This is a genomic window from Rufibacter sediminis, assembly GCF_014269285.1.
Taxonomy (GTDB): Bacteria; Bacteroidota; Bacteroidia; order Cytophagales; family Hymenobacteraceae; genus Nibribacter; species Nibribacter sediminis.
On sequence record NZ_JACOAF010000034.1, the window covers coordinates 1 to 17,121 of the forward strand.

Below are 17,121 nucleotides of genomic sequence, written 5' to 3' on the forward strand. Positions count from 1 at the left end.
TGATCTACGCCTACGCCGCCATCAAGACGGGCGTTCCCTTCGCCAACGGCGCGCCTAACCTGACGGTGGACATCCCCGCCATCGTGGAGCTGGCGAAAGAGCACGGCATCGCGGTCTCGGGCAAGGACTTCAAGACCGGCCAGACGCTGATGAAGACCATCCTGGCCCCGGGCCTGCACGCGCGGGCGCTGGGCGTGAAGGGCTGGTTCTCCTCCAACATCCTGGGCAACCGCGACGGCTACGTTCTGGACCACCCCGAGAACTTCAAGACCAAGGAGGTGAGCAAGCTGAGCGTGCTGGACGAGATCTTCCGCCCCGAGTCCAACCCCGAGCTCTACGGGGACATGTACCACAAGGTCAGGATCAACTACTACCCGCCCCACGGCGACAACAAGGAGAGCTGGGACAACATCGACATCTTCGGCTGGCTGGGCTACCAGATGCAGATCAAGATCAACTTCCTGTGCCGCGACTCCATCCTGGCAGCGCCGCTGGTGCTGGACCTGGCCCTGTTCACGGACCTTGCGCAGCGCGCGGGCATGAGCGGCATCCAGGAGTGGCTGAGCTTCTACTACAAGTCCCCGCAGACGGCGGAGGGCCTGGCCCCCGAGCACGACATCTTCAAGCAGCTCATGAAGCTGCAGAACACCCTGCGCCACATGATGGGCGAGGACCTCATCACCCACCTGGGCCTCGACTACTACCAGGAACTCGTAGACACCCTGTAGTACCTGCATGATCCAACTACACAAACTCATTTCCACCAGCCTCGGCATCGGGTACGTGGGAAAAGGCGGAGGCACCGTTGCTGCGGTGTTCACCTGCCTGGTCTGGTACTTCTGCCAGGGCAGTGGAAATGAGCTTGTTTTCTGGCCACTGGCCCTCACGGTGCTCCTCACCGCTCTGGGCGTCTGGTCCGCGAATGAGGTGGAGCCGCTCTGGGGAAAGGACGACAAGAAAGTGGTGATAGATGAAGTGGCGGGCATGTGCATCAGCCTGCTGTTTATCCCGGTGACGGTTCCTTACCTGCTGGCAGCGCTGGTGCTGTTCCGCTTCTTTGACATTGTAAAACCCCTCGGCATCAGAAAAACCGAGAGATTGCCCGGCGGATGGGGCGTGATGCTCGACGATGTGCTTTCCGGTATCTATGCGAACGTGCTTTTACAACTCCTTCTATTCTTCGATCTGTTCTAAATGTGGACCTTCTTAAGGTCCCAGGCCGCCTCCCTGATTGCCTCAGGGGTCGATTACCTGGTGACGATTTTTGCCGTGGAGGTAGCAGGGCTCTGGTATGTAGCCGCTACCGTTCTGGGGACCATCTGCGGGGGAATCACCCATTTCTCCATTGGCCGGACCTGGGTTTTCCAGGCGGCTCATAAAAATATACCTACCCAAGCCACCAAGTACTTCCTGGTCTGGAACGGAAGTCTTCTCCTGAATGCGTCAGGGGTTTTCCTGCTGACCCATTACCTGGGTCTCAACTATATTTTCTCTAAAGTCACCGTTTCTCTGCTGGTGGGCTTTTTCTACAATTTCATTCTACAAAAGAGATATGTATTCAACTAAGAATGTATATGTCAACACCTTACATATACTGGTTTGCTGTCTGGCCTTTCTAGCCCTGGGAGCAAATTTCAACCCTCTTCAGGCACAGAGTGTCACCACTATTAAAGGGAATATCAAAGACGCCCTCACCAAGGAACCACTCATTGGCGTGTCCATCTTTATTCCGGGCACCACGTTGGGCACCACGTCTGACCTGGAGGGAAACTACGCCCTGAAAACCAACCAGGCCCAAAACAAAATCCAGTTCACCTACCTGGGCTATAAATCCGTGACTCTGGACTTCACCCCGGGCGGCACCCAGGTGCTGAACGTGCAACTGGAGAGCGACGCCAAGAAACTGAAGGAAGTGGTCATCAAAGGCCGTAGCAAAAACTACAGCAACAAGAACAACCCGGCGGTAGACCTCATCCGGTTGGTGGTGGACAACAAGAGTAAGAACCGCATGGAGAGCTATGACTTCGTGCAGTACCAGCAATATGACAAGCTGCAGCTGGCGTTGAGCAACTCGCCGGAGAAGCTTCGGAACAACATCCTCCTGAAGCGCTATGACTTCATCATGAAGAACATAGACACCACCACCCTGCCGGGCACCGGTATTCTGCCGCTGTACATGCAGGAGTCGCTTTCGCAGCGGTTTTACCAAAAAGACCCCGAAAAACGGAAAACGGTGGTGCAGGCCGAGAAGAAGGTGGACTTTGGCGAGTTTGTGGTGATCAACTCCTACGTGAAGCACATGTACCAGGACGTGGACATCTATAAGAATAACATCACGATTCTTACAAACCAGTTCCTGAGCCCCATCGCTGATCTGGCCCCCACGTTCTACCGGTTCTACATCACCGACACCGTGGTGGTGGACGGCCAGAAACTGACGGAGCTTTCCTTCAGCCCTAAAAACGAGACCGACTTTCTGTTTACCGGCAAGCTCTACGTGACCATGGACGGCAACTACGCCGTGCAGAAAGTAGACATGGAGGTAGGCAAGAAAGTGAACATCAACTGGGTACGTGACCTGCACATCAACCTGGACTTTGACCGCCTGCCCAACGGCCGCTTCAACCTGAGCAAGAGCGTCATGAAAACCGAGTTTGCCGTGGTGGATAAAAGCAAGGGCGGTGTGTACGGCGAGCGCACGGTGTCTTACAAAGATTACCGTATAAACCAGCCGCAACCCGCCGGTCTTTACGAAGAGGATGATCTAACCAAAGGCGGGCCGTTTGCCAAAGAGCAGACAGAGGCATTTCTGGCGGCAAACCGCCATGATTCCCTTACCTTTTCCGAGGCCAACACCTACGAGAGCATTGACAGCCTCCGGAACACCAAATCCTTTAAACGCACCCTGGACATTGCCACCCTGTTCATTGCGGGCTTCAAAAAAGCGGGTCCGTACTTTGAGATAGGTCCGGTGAACACGTTCTACAGCTTTAACCCGGTAGAAGGCTTTCGGCTGCGGGCGGGCGGTAGAACCACCACTACGTTCAGCCAGAAGGTCATGTTTGAGACCTACGCCGCGTACGGGTTCAAAGACGAGAAATGGAAATACTTCCTGGGAGGAACCTACTCCTTCACAGACCGGTCCATCTTTGCGTTTCCGGTGCGCGCTTTGCGGGTGAATTACCAAAAAGACACCAAAATCCCGGGGCAGGACCTGCAGTTCATCCAGGAAGACAACTTCCTGCTCTCGTTCAAACGCGGCACCAATGACAAATGGCTCTACAACGAGACGTATAACATAGACTACCTGCACGAGTTCCGGAACCGGTTTTCGTTCAGAGTGGGGTATAGAAATTGGAAACAGGCTCCGGCCGGAAGCCTAGAGTACATCAAAGCCAGCAGCACACCGCCGCAGGAAGGTGAACCGGCCCCGGAGGTAAACCGCGTGGACAACATCACCACCTCAGAGTTTCGGCTGGAGTTGCGCTGGGCACCGCACGAAGAATACGTGCAGGGCAAACTGTACCGCTTCCCCATCGTGAACCGCTACCCGGTGTTCACGCTGCGGGCCGCCGCCGGGGTGAAAGGCCTCTTCAACGGCGACTATGACTACCAGAACCTGACCTTGAACGTGGCCAAACGGTTCTACCTGTCGCAGCTAGGGTATTCAGACGTGATTGCCGAGGGCGGCTATATCTTTGGCAAGGTGCCGTTCCCGCTGCTGGCTATCCACCGGGCCAACCAGACGTACTCGTACCAGCCGCAGTCTTACAACCTCATGAACTTCCTGGAGTTTGTGAGCGACCAGTACGCCAGCATCAACATAGACCACTGCTTCAACGGCTTCATCTTCAACAAACTGCCCCTGCTCAAGGAAACCAAGCTGCGGGAGTTTGCCACCGTGAAAGTGCTCTACGGCAAGGTGCGGGAAGAGAACGATCCTAAAAACGATCCGGAGCTGCTGGCTTTCCCTACCTATTCCACCGGTTTGCCCATCACCTATTCCCTAGACAAGAAACCCTATGTAGAAGCCAGTCTGGGTGTGGGGAACATCTTCAAGTTCTTCCGTCTGGACGTGGTGAAACGCCTGACCTACCTGGACAATCCGGGCGTGTCTGAGTTAGGCCTGAGAGGCCGGTTTAAATTTGACTTTTGAGTTCACACATTATGGAGAGTACGCTTTCTAAAGGCACCGCTAGAGATGCTTTGCAACAAGGCATTTACAAGATCATCAACCCGTTTGTCAAAGGAATCATTTCGCTGGGCTTCACTCCCAATACGGTCACCATCACCGGATTTATGCTGAACCTGGGCGTGGCGGTCATTTTTATCCTGGGCGGGGAACAAGGCAACCGCGGAGATTTGTCCTATGTGGGATGGGCGGGATTCCTGATTCTGTTCGCGGGTTTGTTTGACATGCTGGACGGCCAGGTGGCCCGCATCGGGAAGATGAGCTCGGCCTACGGCGCCATGTTTGACTCAGTGATTGACCGCTACAGTGAACTGATCATGTTCCTGGGCATCTGTTACTACCTGGTGGCGCACCATTATTTCCTGAGCTCGCTGCTGGCGTTCATCGCCATGATCGGGTCCATGATGGTGAGTTACACCCGGGCCCGGGCCGAGGGGTTAGGCGTGGAATGCAAGGGCGGCCTGATGCAGCGGCCGGAGCGGGTGGTCTTGATCGGCCTCTCTTCCATGCTCTGCGGCGTGATGGCTTCCTGGCTGGGCGGCGACTACAAAGTCCTGTTCCCCGGCACGCAGATTCAGGTGTTCGAGACCATGTCCATCTTTACGTTTCCGTTGGCGGTGCTGGCGGTGATGACCAACATCACGGCTTTCAACCGGTTGCTGGAAGCGAAAAAAGCGTTGGAACAGAAAGAGGCCCAGGCCGGTAAGTAGACAGTTTTCTCATGCGTAGATCTTTCTTTTTCATCCTGATGGCGATTGCGTGCTGGCTAGGTACCGGGGTTTCTCCGGTACTGGCCCAGGAAACAGTGAAAACCAACACGCAGCAGGATCTGCCCTTGCCCAAGGGAATCCCTAATATGTTGTTCTACGTGCAGCGCGACCCCAACACCAACACCGTGGTGTACGAGTTGAACCTGAACAGCAAGGGAGTCCTGAACGAAGAAGAGCCGGTGAAGATCTACTGGCTCCGGTACGCCGATGGTGGGGCCAAGCAGGACCTGAACTTCATCCAGCGGAAATTCGCCTACGGGCTGAACGTCAAGAAAATCAACCCGGAGAAGTACGAGCTGAAATTTGTCTCTTACAACAAACGCGCCTTCTACCTCATGAAAAGCCCGGACGGCAAGTTCCATGTGTACGCCACTATCGGGAAGAAACAGGCGTTCCTGAAGCGGGTTTTCGTGCGCATTGAAGGCGGCTCGTTCTGGGTTCCCAACGTGGTCTATGTGGAGTTCACGGGCCTAGATCCCGCCACCGGCAAAGAAGTCCTAGAGCGTTTTAAGCCCTAAAAACCAAAAGTCCAACAAAATCAGTTTACCTGCCGATGTAGGAAAACACCCCTGAAACGCCTTTCCCATTTATCTCTGAGAACGGGAGGCGCCGCGAGGTTTTCCTCCTTCCTCCGCAGTTTTAGACAAGAAGACACGTATTCACATGCGAACTATGTCAACGGTAGCCAAACAGAAGAAAGAAAGCGTCTCGCCCAAAGGGGCGCTCTGGGTGACGGCCTTTTCCCTGGGCTACTTGCTGTTATCCTACGGGCTCATCGGCTTCAAACCAGAGCAGCTGCTGCTGGTGGGGCTCTTCAACTCTTTGTACTATCTCTCGCCGGTCACCCGGAAATTTGCGCTGGGCTTCACCATCTTTATTGTGTTCTGGGTGCTGTTTGACTACATGCGGGCCTTCCCCAATTACTGGTTCAACACGGTGCACATCAAAGACCTGTACGAGGCAGAGAAAGCGATTTTTGGCGTGGGCTCCGGCAGTGCGCGGCTCACGCCCAATGAATTCTGGCTCCAGTACCAGCACACGTTTCTGGACGTGCTTTGCGGCATTTTTTACCTGTGCTGGGTGCCGGTGCCCATGGGCTTTGCGGCCTACCTTTTCTTCCGGAACAGAACGCAGTTCACGTATTTCTCGCTCACCTTCCTGCTGGTGAACCTGCTGGGCTTTGTGCTATATTACCTCTACCCGGCGGCCCCGCCCTGGTACGTCCAGCACTACGGCTTCGAGTTCATCCCGAACACGCCCGGCAACACGGCCGGACTGTCCCGCTTCGATGCGTTTTTCCAGATTGAGCTTTTCCGGGGGATGTATGCCAAGGCGTCCAATGTCTTCGCGGCCATGCCTTCGCTGCACTCGGCTTACCCGCTGATTGTTTTTTACTACGGTTTGAAAAACCGGGTCAAAAGCGTGAACATAATCTTTGGCATTATTATGCTGGGCATCTGGTTTGCCGCGGTGTACCTGTCGCACCACTATATCCTGGATGTGCTGTTCGGGATTCTCTGCGCCGCGACCGGCATTGGCCTGTTCAACTTCCTGATGAACCGGAAAGGTGCCGCGTACCGTGCCGTGCAGCGTTTCATCAAGGCGATTTCCTAAAGGGAAGGACGGATGACGTGTCAGTTTTAAGCCCGTTTTCTGAAAACAGCCTCTAAACCGCCCCCATGTAGGGAAAGTGTACCTTTTGCTGGAAGGCCAACGCACGCCATCAGCTATCACTTTCTTATGTGGTACTTATTCCTATAAAACGATTCGGCCTTCTCCTTGAATAAGGAGAAGGCCGAATCGTTTTAAGCCCATTTTCGGGAAAAGACCGCTGAAACAGCCGAAGCATTTTCCGCTGGGGGTGAATTAGATTTCTGAGTAGGAAGTGGGGTGCAACAGATAGATATCCGCCCGAAGGAAGTTATTGGCGTACTCGGGGGCGGCGCTCATCTTTTTCCAGGCCGGATCATCGCCGAAGGCTTTCCACCGGGCATCACGCTCGGCTTTGCTGTCAAAGGAAGTCATGTACATCAGGTTGGGCATTTTACCTCCGGCTTTCACCTGGGCGTAGAACACCGGATTGAACCCCAGGCGCTGGAAAATCTCCATCTCGCCGTTGTTGAACATGGCAATCTTGTTTTCGTGGAGTTTCTCGGTGGCGGCTTCGTAGCTGCGCAGTTCGTAGATGCGTTCAGCGGCGGGAGCTTTCAGCTTGGGAGCCGTAAATAGCGGTTTCCCGGCGAAGGCCTCCATCAGCACTACCTCCATCCGCTGGTAAACGGGCTGGTTATGCGCCGCTTCCAGGTAATCTTTCCCGGCGGAGGCAAACGACTGGTCTTTGGTTACCTCGGTTTCCACTTTGAAAATCTGCTCCACGGAGGCATAAGGAATGAACACGTACACCAGCTTCTCAGGAGCCGTGGCGGCGTTGGTGGCAGCTGCTTCGGCGGGTTTAAAGACGCCCACTTTGGGTACTCCAGCCCGGTGCAGGGCTGGCAGATAGGCGTTCTTCAGAAACGCATCCAGCCGGTCTTCCTGGGCCTGGTCTTTCAGGTGGTAAATTTTGAGTTGGTAAAACTCGCGCTTGGGCGCGGCCACCGCCTGAAAACACACGGCACTCCACAACAGCGCCACGCACAGCAGCAAAACGGGTCTTTTTCTTATCTGAATAAACATAGTAAGGGATAAAATAGAAGGATAGATCTAGTAGAATGAAGGAAGATGAAGGTGAGATTTCCGGCGATTCATGGAAGCAAATAGATTCAATGCAGTGCCTTATTGGAACAAGCCTCCCCCACTTGGGTAAAAACCTGTGAGGTTTTGAAAACCTCACAGGATATATCGTTTTCGGCCTGTTTTCAGAAAATCAGGCTGAAAGCAGAAAAGTTTACCGCAGAATGGTTTCAATCTGCGCCAGTTCCTCAGGGCTGAATTGAATGTTCTGCATGCATTTGAGCGAATCGGCGAGCTGGGCGGGCGTGCTGGCCCCAATGAGCACCGAGGTCACCCGTGGGTCTTTCAGGAGCCAAGCCAGCGCCATCTGCGCCAGTGACTGACCGCGGCTTTCAGCGATGGCATTGAGCTGCGAAATCTGGTGGAGGCGCGCTTCCGTGATGTCTTCTTCCTGCAGGAAACCGTGCGGCTTGGCGGCCCGGGAGTTCTCCGGAATGCCTTTCAGGTACTTGCTGGTGAGCAGGCCCTGCGCCAGCGGCGAGAACGGAATGCACCCTACCCCCTGCTGCTCCAGCAAATCCAAAAGGGTTTCCTCTACCCAGCGCACAAACATGGAGTATTTCGGCTGATGGATGAGGCAGGGCGTGCCCAGTTCTTTCAGAATCTCAATGGCGCGGGTAGCCTCCGGCGTTTGGTAGTTGGAAAGGCCCACGTACAGCGCCTTGCCCTGCCGCACAATAGAATCAAGCGCGCCCATGGTTTCCTCCAGCGGAGTTTCGGGGTCTGGGCGGTGGCTGTAGAAAATGTCTACGTAGTCCAGCTTCATGCGCTTGAGGCTTTGGTCCAGGCTGGAGATGAGGTATTTCCGGGAGCCCCAATCGCCGTAGGGACCTTCCCACATCTTATAGCCGGCTTTGCTGGAGATGATGAGTTCATCGCGGTAGCCCCGGAAATCCTCCCGCAGGATCTTCCCGAAGTTCTCCTCTGCCGAGCCGGGCGGCGGTCCGTAGTTGTTGGCCAGGTCAAAGTGGGTCACGCCGGCGTCAAAGGCATCGCGCAGGATCTGGCGGGAATTCTCCAGCACATCTACGTGCCCGAAGTTATGCCACAGCCCCAGCGAGAGAGCAGGCAGTTTCAGGCCGCTGTTGCCGCAGCGGCGGTACTCCATGGCGGCGTAGCGCTGGGGGGAAGGGGTATAGCTCATAAAGGTTTCTGCATGGTTGAGGGTGGTAAAATACAGCTTCTCCGCCCATCTGCCAAACCTCTTTTTATTGTGCAACTCCTATTGTTTTTCTACGTATGGCAAGGTTTAATTTTAACTAAAAGAGGAAAACAGTAGTACAATAATAAAAAACGGTTGCTTTCTGGTCACAATAATTGATATTGAGCTCTCACCCAAAATTTGAATTTTTTACAACTCGCGTACCCGCACAGACTTTAGCGAATTTTTATGACTACCGAAGACCCTGAAGTCGTATCCACCCCCTTACCGATTTCGCAGACTGAAGATCGGTACAGGCTTTTAATTGAGAACGTCACCGATTACGCCATCTTTCTGCTGGATTCCACCGGCCACGTGGCCACCTGGAACGCTGGAGCCAAGCGGATCAAACAGTACTCGCAGGAAGACATCATCGGGAAACACTTCTCCACTTTTTACACCGCCCAGGCCAAAGAAACCGGCTACCCAGACTTTGAGTTACGCGAGGCCAAACGGTTGGGCCGGTTTGAGGACGAGGGCTGGCGCGTGCGCAAAGACGGTTCGGTCTTCTGGGCCAACGTCATCATCACCCCGGTATACAACGACCAGAAGCAACTGGTGGGGTTCTCCAAAATCACCCGCGACCTCTCTGAACGGAAAAAAGCCGAAGACGACCTCTACAAAGCTTACGAAGAGCTGAAGGAAAGTGAGGAAAGATTCCGGTTGTTGGTGGAAGGGGTTACCGATTACGCCATCTTCATGCTGGACCCCGCCGGCAACATTGCCACCTGGAACCAGGGCGCCAAAAACATCAAAGGGTACGAAGCCGGTGAAATTATTGGCAAGTACTTTTCCAAGTTCTACAGCCGGGAGGCCATTCAGGAAGGTTATCCGGAATACGAGCTGAAAATGGCCCGAGCCCACGGCCGGTTTGAGGACGAAGGCTGGCGCTACCGTAAAGACGGATCGGCGTTTTGGGCGAACGTGATCATCACGGCCATCTACAACCCCCGGAAGGAACTCATTGGGTTCTCCAAAATCACCCGCGACCTCACTGACAAGAAGAAACTGGAGCAACAGCTGTTCCAAACCCACCAGGATCTAAAGGAAAGCGAGGAGAAAAGCCGCCTGCTCATTGACAGCGTGAAAGACTACGCCATTCTGATGCTGAACACCGAAGGCTACATCACCAGCTGGAACACCGGGGCCGAGCGCATCAAAGGGTACAACGCCAAGGAAATCATAGGCAAGCACTTCTCCACTTTTTACACCCGCGAGGCCATTGAGCGCGGTTTTCCGCAGTTTGAACTGGCCCAGGCACTGGAAAAAGGCCGGTTTGAGGACGAGGGATGGCGCATCCGGAAAAACGGGACCGCCTTCTGGGCCAACGTGATCATCTCGCCGGTCTACAACGAAGACAAGCGCCTGCTGGGTTTCGCCAAGATCACCCGCGACCTCACGGAGCGCCGCCACAACGAGGAGCTCACCCAGAAAAACCAGGAACTGGTGCGCATCAACAATGACCTGGATAGCTTTGTCTACACCGCCTCCCACGACCTGAAATCACCCATCACCAACCTGGAGGGCCTCCTCTCCGCCCTGCGGGAAGATTTGGGGCCTGAAGCCGAAAAACACACCCAAATCCTCTCCCTGATGAAAGGGTCGCTGGAAACGCTTCGGAAGGTAATCTTAGATCTGGCCGAAGTCACGAAACTGCAACCCGAAAAGTACAACCAGGAACGCATCTCTGTTCCTGAGCTGGTGGAAGAAGTCCTCCAGAACCTGTGCAACCTCATCCAGCACTCCGGAGCCACCATCACCATAGATGAAATGGGCTTTGAGCAGTTGTATTACTCGCGCAAAAACCTGCGCAGCATCCTGCACAACCTCATTTCCAACGCGATCAAATACGCAGACCCCAAAAGAAAGCCCGAAATCAAAATCTGCACCTATCTATCTGACGCCGGCGAACACGCCCTCACCGTGGAAGACAACGGCCTGGGAATCCCAGGACATCAGGTGGAGAAAATATTTGGGATGTTCAAACGGGCGCATGACCACGTGGAGGGTTCTGGCGTAGGCCTGTACCTGGTCAAAAAGATCCTGGACAACTCCGGCGACCGCATTGATGTGGATAGCAAAGTAGGAAACGGCTCCAAGTTTAGTGTCTATTTCAAGCAATAAAATCCAACACCTAGCGTACTTACTTCATATTTAATCCAAAATTATATAAAATTAGGAAGACTATGAAGAAGTACGCTAAGTGCCTGGCATTGCTATTGTTCATCCTGAACGGATCAGATCTTTTCGCCCAGGAAGTAGACTCTTCCAGAACAAATAGGCCAAAATGGTATCTAGGGGTAGGACTCTCCAACAGCATCTATTACCTTTTTTATGATCAGCCTAAAAATCCGAACTTGTTGCTAAATAGCAGATTTTCGCCAGTAGATTTTCACCTAAGGTACAGGGTAAACCAAAGGCTACATCTGGAAGGAGGTCTCGCTTATGGTGGAGATAAGTTTCACATCAAATCACAGGGCGTACTTACAAGTGGGGAAATGGTAGAGGAGGAGCATAAATCACGTACCCATGTGATTGCCCTGCCGCTAACGGCCAAGCTCATCCTGATTAATGCAAATAAAGCGCTGCCAATTTATGTTACTGGTTCTGTGATGCCTGCTTACGGCACAACCAGGTACTTAAATAGAAGGACCGGTAATAATGAAACCACTACGGTATTTGACGTTCAGGACGAAGGAATAAACGTGTTTGCGATGGCTGGCGTTGGTTTCAATTATAAAATATGGAGGCGCTTTAGCGGTAAAGCCGAACTGCTTCTTCTCAGAAGAAACCTTACGAACCATTATGGAAACGTTAAGCGCGGAGATCCTTGGGGAGAAAGGGCTGTCCGCTCGCTCGCCATCGGGTTCAACTATTATTTGGGCAAGAGAAGCAGATAGCATCTTCTCTTTATACACCTGAACGAGACAGCCTGGTTTGAAGCGCTTTTGGTTTTTACAGGCCTAAAACGCAAAAAGGAAAAGGGAGAAGCAGTCATTTTCTGCTTCTCCCTTTTCCTTTACTGAACGACGTTCCTTATTATTTCTGATTCATTTCAGCTTCCGGTGGAACAGTTCCAGCGTGCGGTCCCAGGCCAGTTTGGCAACAGCCTCGTTGTAGCGGGCCGGCGAGGTATTGTTGTTGAAGGCGTGGTTGGCACCTTCGTACACGAACAGCTGGTACTTCACGTTGGCTTCCTTCAACGCCTGTTCAAACGCCGGGATGCCGGCATTCACCCGTTCATCCAGACCGCCATAGTGCAGCAGCATTTCGGCCTTAATCTTAGCCACATCAGCGGCCTCTGGCTGACGGCCGTAGTAAGCTACGGCGGCATCCAGCTCGGGGGAGTGCACCGCCAGTTGCCCCACCAAGGCCCCGCCCCAGCAGAAGCCCACCACGCCGGTTTTGCCGTTGCTGGCCTTGTGGTGTTGCAGGTACTCCAGCCCTTTCATAAAATTGGTGAGGTTTTGCTGCGCATCCAGTTTAGAGAACAAAGCTCGGGCCTCGTCTTCGTTGGCGGGCGTACCGCCGTGGGGAGAAAGCGCATCGGGTGCCAACGCCAAGTACCCCGCCTGAGCCACGCGTAAAGTCACGTCCTTGATATGCGGATTCAATCCCCGGTTTTCATGAATCACCATGACCGCGCCCAGCTTCTTCTTGCCCTTTGGCTGCGCCAGGAAACCTTTCATGGCCACCCCTTCGGCCCCGGGGTAGGTAATCTCTCCTGATTGGATGTCTTTGTCGTCCACGGTAGCGGCCTGGGCATAGTTGTTCTCTAGCATGGGCAGCAACGACATAGCCAGGGTAAGGCTGCCCGTGAGTTTGGCCAACCTCGTGATGAACTCTTTGCGGGTAAGCGGAGCGTGGGTGTACTCGTCAAACAGGTTGATGATGCGCTGGTCCATTTTTTGATTGCTGATTGTTTGTTGTTGATTGTTAGAGGGAAGAGAAGGTAGCTATTTATTCTTGTTTTAAGGCTACTTTTCTGAAAAAGGCCTCAAAACGGAACCTGAACTCTTTTTCACACCCCGCCCTTCGGGCACCCCTCCTAAATTAGGAGGGGAGTTATTGCCAACCGAAGATTGGTTGCTCTAAAGACCTCGTAGCGTCCGGAGGGACCTGCGAGCGTCTGTGCCAATGGCCATCCCTCTTCGCCATTCAGGAAATTTCCAGCTGGTAGTTTCCAATGCTTTTTTCAAAGCAAGGAGTAATCCACATCATCGTTAATATTGTCATGGCCAATCACACATTAGAAAAGAAAAGCGTTTCGGGGCTGATTTGCAGAAATCAGCCCCGAAACGCTTGGGTTGTTAATTCAAGGGAAAAGGTGGAGCCTCGCTCCTACTTCTTCGGTTTAGAGCTCATGAAGAACGTGAGTTTGCCACCTTTCACCAGGTCTGAGTGGTTGAGGACTGGCTGGGTCAAGGTCTTTCCATTCAGCTCCACTTTCTGCACATAGACGTTTTTCTCACTCTGGTTCTTGGCCTCGATCTGGAAAGTCTTGCCGTTCTCCAGTTGAATGGTGGCGTCTTTCACCGCCGGGCTGCCCAGGGAATATTGCTCAGAACCGGGGGCTACCGGATAGAACCCGAGGGAACTGAACAGGTACCAGGCGCTCATCTGACCGCAGTCATCGTTGCCACCCAAACCATCCGGAGCAGCTTGGTACTGCTTCTTCAAAATCATGCGCACACGTTCCTGGGTTTTCCAGGGTTGGTTTGTCCAGTTGTAAAGGTAAGCCACGTGGTGGGCGGGTTCGTTGCCGTGCACGTAGTTCCCGATGATGCCTTCGCGGGTGATGTCTTCGGTGTCTTTGAAGAACTCATCCGGCAGGTGCATGGTGAAAAGCGAGTCCAGGTGGGGCACGAATTTGGCGTTACCACCCATGGTCTGGATCAATGCGGTGGGGTCTTGCGGCACGTAGAGGCTGTAATTCCAGGCGTTGCCCTCAATAAAGCCTTGGTTGTGGGTGCTGAGCACATCAAACTCTTTTTTGAACGTGCCATTGCTCAGTTTGGGGCGCATGTACCCGATGCTCTTGTCATACACATTCTTCCAGTTCTGAGCGCGTTTGCTGAACTCCTGGTAAATATCCTGACGGTTCAGTTTCTGGGCGATTTGCGCGATGCACCAGTCGTCATAGGCGTACTCCAGGGTCTTGGAAACCGAGGAACTGTTCTTGTCCTCGGGCACGTAGCCGAGTTGCATGTAGAAGTTCAGGCCGTCATAATAGCCTTGGCGGGCAGTAGCTACGCAAGCGTCCAGCGCGCGGTTGGCATCGCCGGTGTAAGTGCCTTTTAGGATGGCATCTGAAATCACCGACACGCTGTGGTACCCAATCATGCACCAGTTTTCGTTGGCGTGGTGCGACCAGACGGGCAGCATGTTGTGGACGCTCTGGTCATAGTGCGCCAGCATGGATTCCACCATATCGGCGTTGCGTTTGGGCTGCACCACGTTGAACCAGGGGTGCAGGGCGCGGTAGGTATCCCAGAGCGAGAAGGTGGTGTAGTTGGTGAAGTTCTGGGCCTGGTGGTTGTTCTGGTCCAGGCCGCGGTACTGGCCGGTTACGTCCATGTAGGTGGTGGGGCCGAGGAACGTGTGGTACAGCGCGGTGTAGAAGTTGATGTAGTCGTCTTTGGTAGGCAGGCTGGCGCGTACTTTACCCAGTTCCTGGTTCCATTGGGCCTGACTTTCGTCTTTCACGCGGTCGAAGTCCCAGTGCGGAACCTCGGCACGCATGTTGGCCAGTGCTCCCTCGGTGCTCACCGGCGACAACGCGAATTTCACTTTAATCTTCTCCCCTTCGGTGGTCTTGAAATCGAAATAGGCGCGGAGCTGTTTGCCGGCCATCTCGGGGAAGTTTTTGCTCTGGTCAAACTTGCGCCAGAAGCCGCGGTACACCTGGGCCTTGGAGTAGTCTTTGTTCCCGTAGGAGGTAAAAGGCTTCGAAAACGACATCGCGAAATACACCGTGCGGGTACGCGCCCAGCCGTTCGTCTGGCGGTAACCGGTCACCAAGGTATCATTCTCGATGCGCAGGAACGTCCAGGTGTTTTTGTCTTCGTAATTATAGATGCCGTGCATCAAATCCAGGATGATGTGCGCTTCGTCTGACTTGGGGAACGTGTACTGGTGCATGCCCACGCGGTTGGTGGCCGTGAGCTCCGCCTGTATGTTGTGGTCGTCCAGCTGCACGCTGTAGTAGGCGGGCTCCGCACGTTCGTTGTTGTGCGAGAACTTGGAACGGTAGCCGCTTTCCGGCTTGGCCTCGGTGCCGGGGTTCAGCTGCAGTTTGCCGGTGGTGGGCATGAGCAGAAAATCGCCGAGGTCTGAGTGGCCGGTGCCGCTGAAGTGCGTGTGGCTGAAGCCCACAATGGTGGGGTCATCGTACTGGTAGCCCGCGCAGTATTTGTAGACGTCTTTGTTGTAGCCGCCGTTCACCTCGTAGGGAATGGTATCGGTGTCGGGGGAGAGCTGCACCATCCCGAAGGGCGCCGTGGCTCCCGGATACGTGTGGCCCATCTTATGCGTCCCAATCATCGGGTTTACCCAGCGGACTAAATCATACTTGGATTTTTGGGAGAAAGCGGGCAACTGACAGAGCAGAAAAGCGAAAAGCAGAAGTTTTCTCATGTTGGTGAAGGAGCTTTGCTAAAGCGATTTAGTAACGATTGAATCCTCAAAGATAAGAGAGTTTTAAGAAGCGCAAAGCGGACGGGTGTTTTAAGCCTGATTTCTGATAAACAGGCCCAAAAGGGATGATTCCCTTCCGGTTCAGCTCCCCTCTTTTCCTTTTCTGTTTTCTTATTTAAACCTAGCTCCAGCCATTTTTCAGAATAAGTGGTATAAACAAGGAAACTACTTCTTGCCTTTCCAAACCTTCAACTGTTCTCGTAAGAGCATTATTGTTATAGCGATAAATACCATGAAAGCATACAGACTGCACGCTCCCAAAGGCTGGGAGAACCTGAAAAAGGAAGAATGCCAGGAACCTAGCGTTACCGGTAACCAGATAAAAATCAACATCAAAGCCGTGTCGCTGAACTTCCGGGATACGGCAGTGACCCGAGGTGGCTTTGCCTACCCCGGCGAGAAACTGCCCATGATTCCGTTCAGTGACGGCGCGGGTGTGATTACCGAGGTAGGGCCAGACGTTCGGAAATTCAAAGTAGGCGACCGCGTTTCACCCAACTTTTTCCCCGACTGGCACGGCGGTAACTTTTCGGCCCAAAAGGTGTTTCGTTCCCTGGGCGGCAGCACCGATGGTGTATTGGCCGAGTACGTGGTGTTTTCTGAGGATTCTGTCGCGAAGGTTCCAGACTTCTTCTCGTTTGAAGAGGCGGCCTCGTTCCCTTGTGCCGGCGTGACCGCGTGGCACTCGCTGGTCACGAAAGGCGGAATCAAAGCGGGCGAAACTGTTTTGGTGCAAGGCACGGGCGGGGTGTCCGTTTTCGGGCTGCAGATTGCCAAACTGTTCGGGGCCAAAGTCATCATCACTTCCAGCAGCAACGAGAAACTGGAGGAGGCCAAAGCCCTAGGTGCCGATTACCTCATCAACTACAAAGAAACGCCAGACTGGGGCAAAAAGGCCCTGGAACTCACCAACGGCGCGGGCGTGGACTACATTCTGGAAGTAGGCGGCAAAGACACCCTGCCGCAATCTTTGGAGGCGCTGAAACCCGGGGGCAGCATTTACATCATTGGGGCCGTAGGAGGCGGTGCCCCCGGACAAGCCAATGAGCTGTTCCTTTCCCCGCTTAATATGGTGAACTTACAGGGCATCTACGTGGGCAGTGTAGACATGCTGGAGGAAATCTTCACCGCCTTTGCCCCCAACCAAGTGAAACCCGCCATCGGGAAAACTTTTGAATTTGACCAGGTGCACCAAGCGCTGGAGTTCATGAGCAACGGGGCCCATTTCGGGAAGATAGTAGTGACTATTTAGCATCTTGCTTACTCATCCGTTTCAGGGCTGCTTTCTTCAAAGCAGCCCTGAAACGTTATTTCCTATCATTTCGCTGGCGCGAGCTTCCAGCTCGTGTCCGCACGCATTTTACAAGACGGACCATCCATGGCGCGGAAGTTACTTCCGTTACTTTCCGTCATAAGTCACGGAAGTAACTTCCGCGCCATGGATGGTCTATATAAATCATCTCCCTCCCGCAAGTTTGAGCGCAGCGGGAACTTGTGGGTTCCATTATGACAGTTTGCAACTGGCTTCC

The 17,121-nt window shown here is 53.7% G+C and carries 14 protein-coding genes; 10 read left to right on the forward strand and 4 right to left on the reverse strand.

Annotated features, from left to right (window positions below; translation table 11 throughout):
• The 7 genes from H7U12_RS14930 to H7U12_RS14960 all read left to right on the forward strand — a co-directional run.
• The coding region (locus tag H7U12_RS14930; protein WP_186639419.1) for an inositol-3-phosphate synthase at positions 1–728 on the forward strand (728 nt) is incomplete at its 5' end.
• Positions 729–735: 7 nt separating this feature from the next.
• Positions 736–1,194, forward strand: coding sequence for a phosphatidylglycerophosphatase A family protein (locus tag H7U12_RS14935; protein WP_186639420.1), 459 nt, complete (start codon positions 736–738; stop codon positions 1,192–1,194).
• The gene (locus H7U12_RS14940; RefSeq protein ID WP_186639421.1) at positions 1,195–1,566 is read left to right on the forward strand and encodes a GtrA family protein; all 372 of its coding nucleotides are present in this window, start codon (positions 1,195–1,197) and stop codon (positions 1,564–1,566) included.
• On the forward strand, positions 1,553–4,156 hold the full coding sequence (locus H7U12_RS14945; RefSeq protein ID WP_186639422.1) for a DUF5686 and carboxypeptidase-like regulatory domain-containing protein: 2,604 nt from the start codon (positions 1,553–1,555) through the stop codon (positions 4,154–4,156). Before H7U12_RS14940 ends, H7U12_RS14945 begins: the two co-directional genes overlap by 14 nt.
• An 11-nt stretch (positions 4,157–4,167) precedes the next feature.
• Complete coding sequence (locus H7U12_RS14950; RefSeq protein WP_186639423.1) at positions 4,168–4,902, forward strand: CDP-alcohol phosphatidyltransferase family protein; 735 nt, start codon at positions 4,168–4,170, stop codon at positions 4,900–4,902.
• Between the two features lie 11 nt (positions 4,903–4,913).
• The gene (locus tag H7U12_RS14955) at positions 4,914–5,480 is read left to right on the forward strand and encodes a DUF4833 domain-containing protein (RefSeq protein ID WP_186639424.1); all 567 of its coding nucleotides are present in this window, start codon (positions 4,914–4,916) and stop codon (positions 5,478–5,480) included.
• A gap of 145 nt (positions 5,481–5,625) precedes the next feature.
• Entirely contained in the window at positions 5,626–6,576 is a 951-nt protein-coding gene (locus tag H7U12_RS14960; protein ID WP_241749430.1) for a phosphatase PAP2 family protein, read from the forward strand.
• Between the two features lie 252 nt (positions 6,577–6,828).
• On the opposite strand, the gene H7U12_RS14965 is transcribed toward H7U12_RS14960, so the two are convergent.
• Together H7U12_RS14965 and mgrA are read right to left on the reverse strand one after the other, a co-directional pair.
• Positions 6,829–7,638: an NIPSNAP family protein gene (locus tag H7U12_RS14965; protein WP_186639425.1), complete on the reverse strand. Its 810-nt coding sequence runs from the start codon at positions 7,636–7,638 to the stop codon at positions 6,829–6,831.
• A 211-nt stretch (positions 7,639–7,849) separates the two neighbouring features.
• On the reverse strand, positions 7,850–8,839 hold the full coding sequence (mgrA, locus tag H7U12_RS14970; protein ID WP_186639426.1) for an L-glyceraldehyde 3-phosphate reductase: 990 nt from the start codon (positions 8,837–8,839) through the stop codon (positions 7,850–7,852).
• A gap of 246 nt (positions 8,840–9,085) precedes the next feature.
• Between mgrA and H7U12_RS14975 the strand changes: the two genes are divergently transcribed.
• Complete coding sequence (locus H7U12_RS14975; protein WP_186639427.1) at positions 9,086–11,020, forward strand: PAS domain-containing sensor histidine kinase; 1,935 nt, start codon at positions 9,086–9,088, stop codon at positions 11,018–11,020.
• 62 nt (positions 11,021–11,082) lie between these two features.
• The gene (locus H7U12_RS14980; protein ID WP_186639428.1) at positions 11,083–11,796 is read left to right on the forward strand and encodes an outer membrane beta-barrel protein; all 714 of its coding nucleotides are present in this window, start codon (positions 11,083–11,085) and stop codon (positions 11,794–11,796) included.
• Positions 11,797–11,946: 150 nt separating this feature from the next.
• On the opposite strand, the gene H7U12_RS14985 is transcribed toward H7U12_RS14980, so the two are convergent.
• Both H7U12_RS14985 and H7U12_RS14990 read right to left on the reverse strand, forming a co-directional pair.
• Positions 11,947–12,801, reverse strand: coding sequence for a dienelactone hydrolase family protein (locus H7U12_RS14985; RefSeq protein WP_186639429.1), 855 nt, complete (start codon positions 12,799–12,801; stop codon positions 11,947–11,949).
• Positions 12,802–13,237: 436 nt separating this feature from the next.
• On the reverse strand, positions 13,238–15,532 hold the full coding sequence (locus tag H7U12_RS14990) for a GH92 family glycosyl hydrolase (protein ID WP_186639430.1): 2,295 nt from the start codon (positions 15,530–15,532) through the stop codon (positions 13,238–13,240).
• Positions 15,533–15,824: 292 nt separating this feature from the next.
• On the opposite strand from H7U12_RS14990, the gene H7U12_RS14995 reads away from it, so the two are divergent.
• A complete protein-coding gene (locus tag H7U12_RS14995) occupies positions 15,825–16,844 on the forward strand; it encodes a zinc-dependent alcohol dehydrogenase family protein (protein WP_186639431.1) in 1,020 nt (339 codons plus the stop codon).
• Positions 16,845–17,121: the final 277 nt, after the last annotated feature.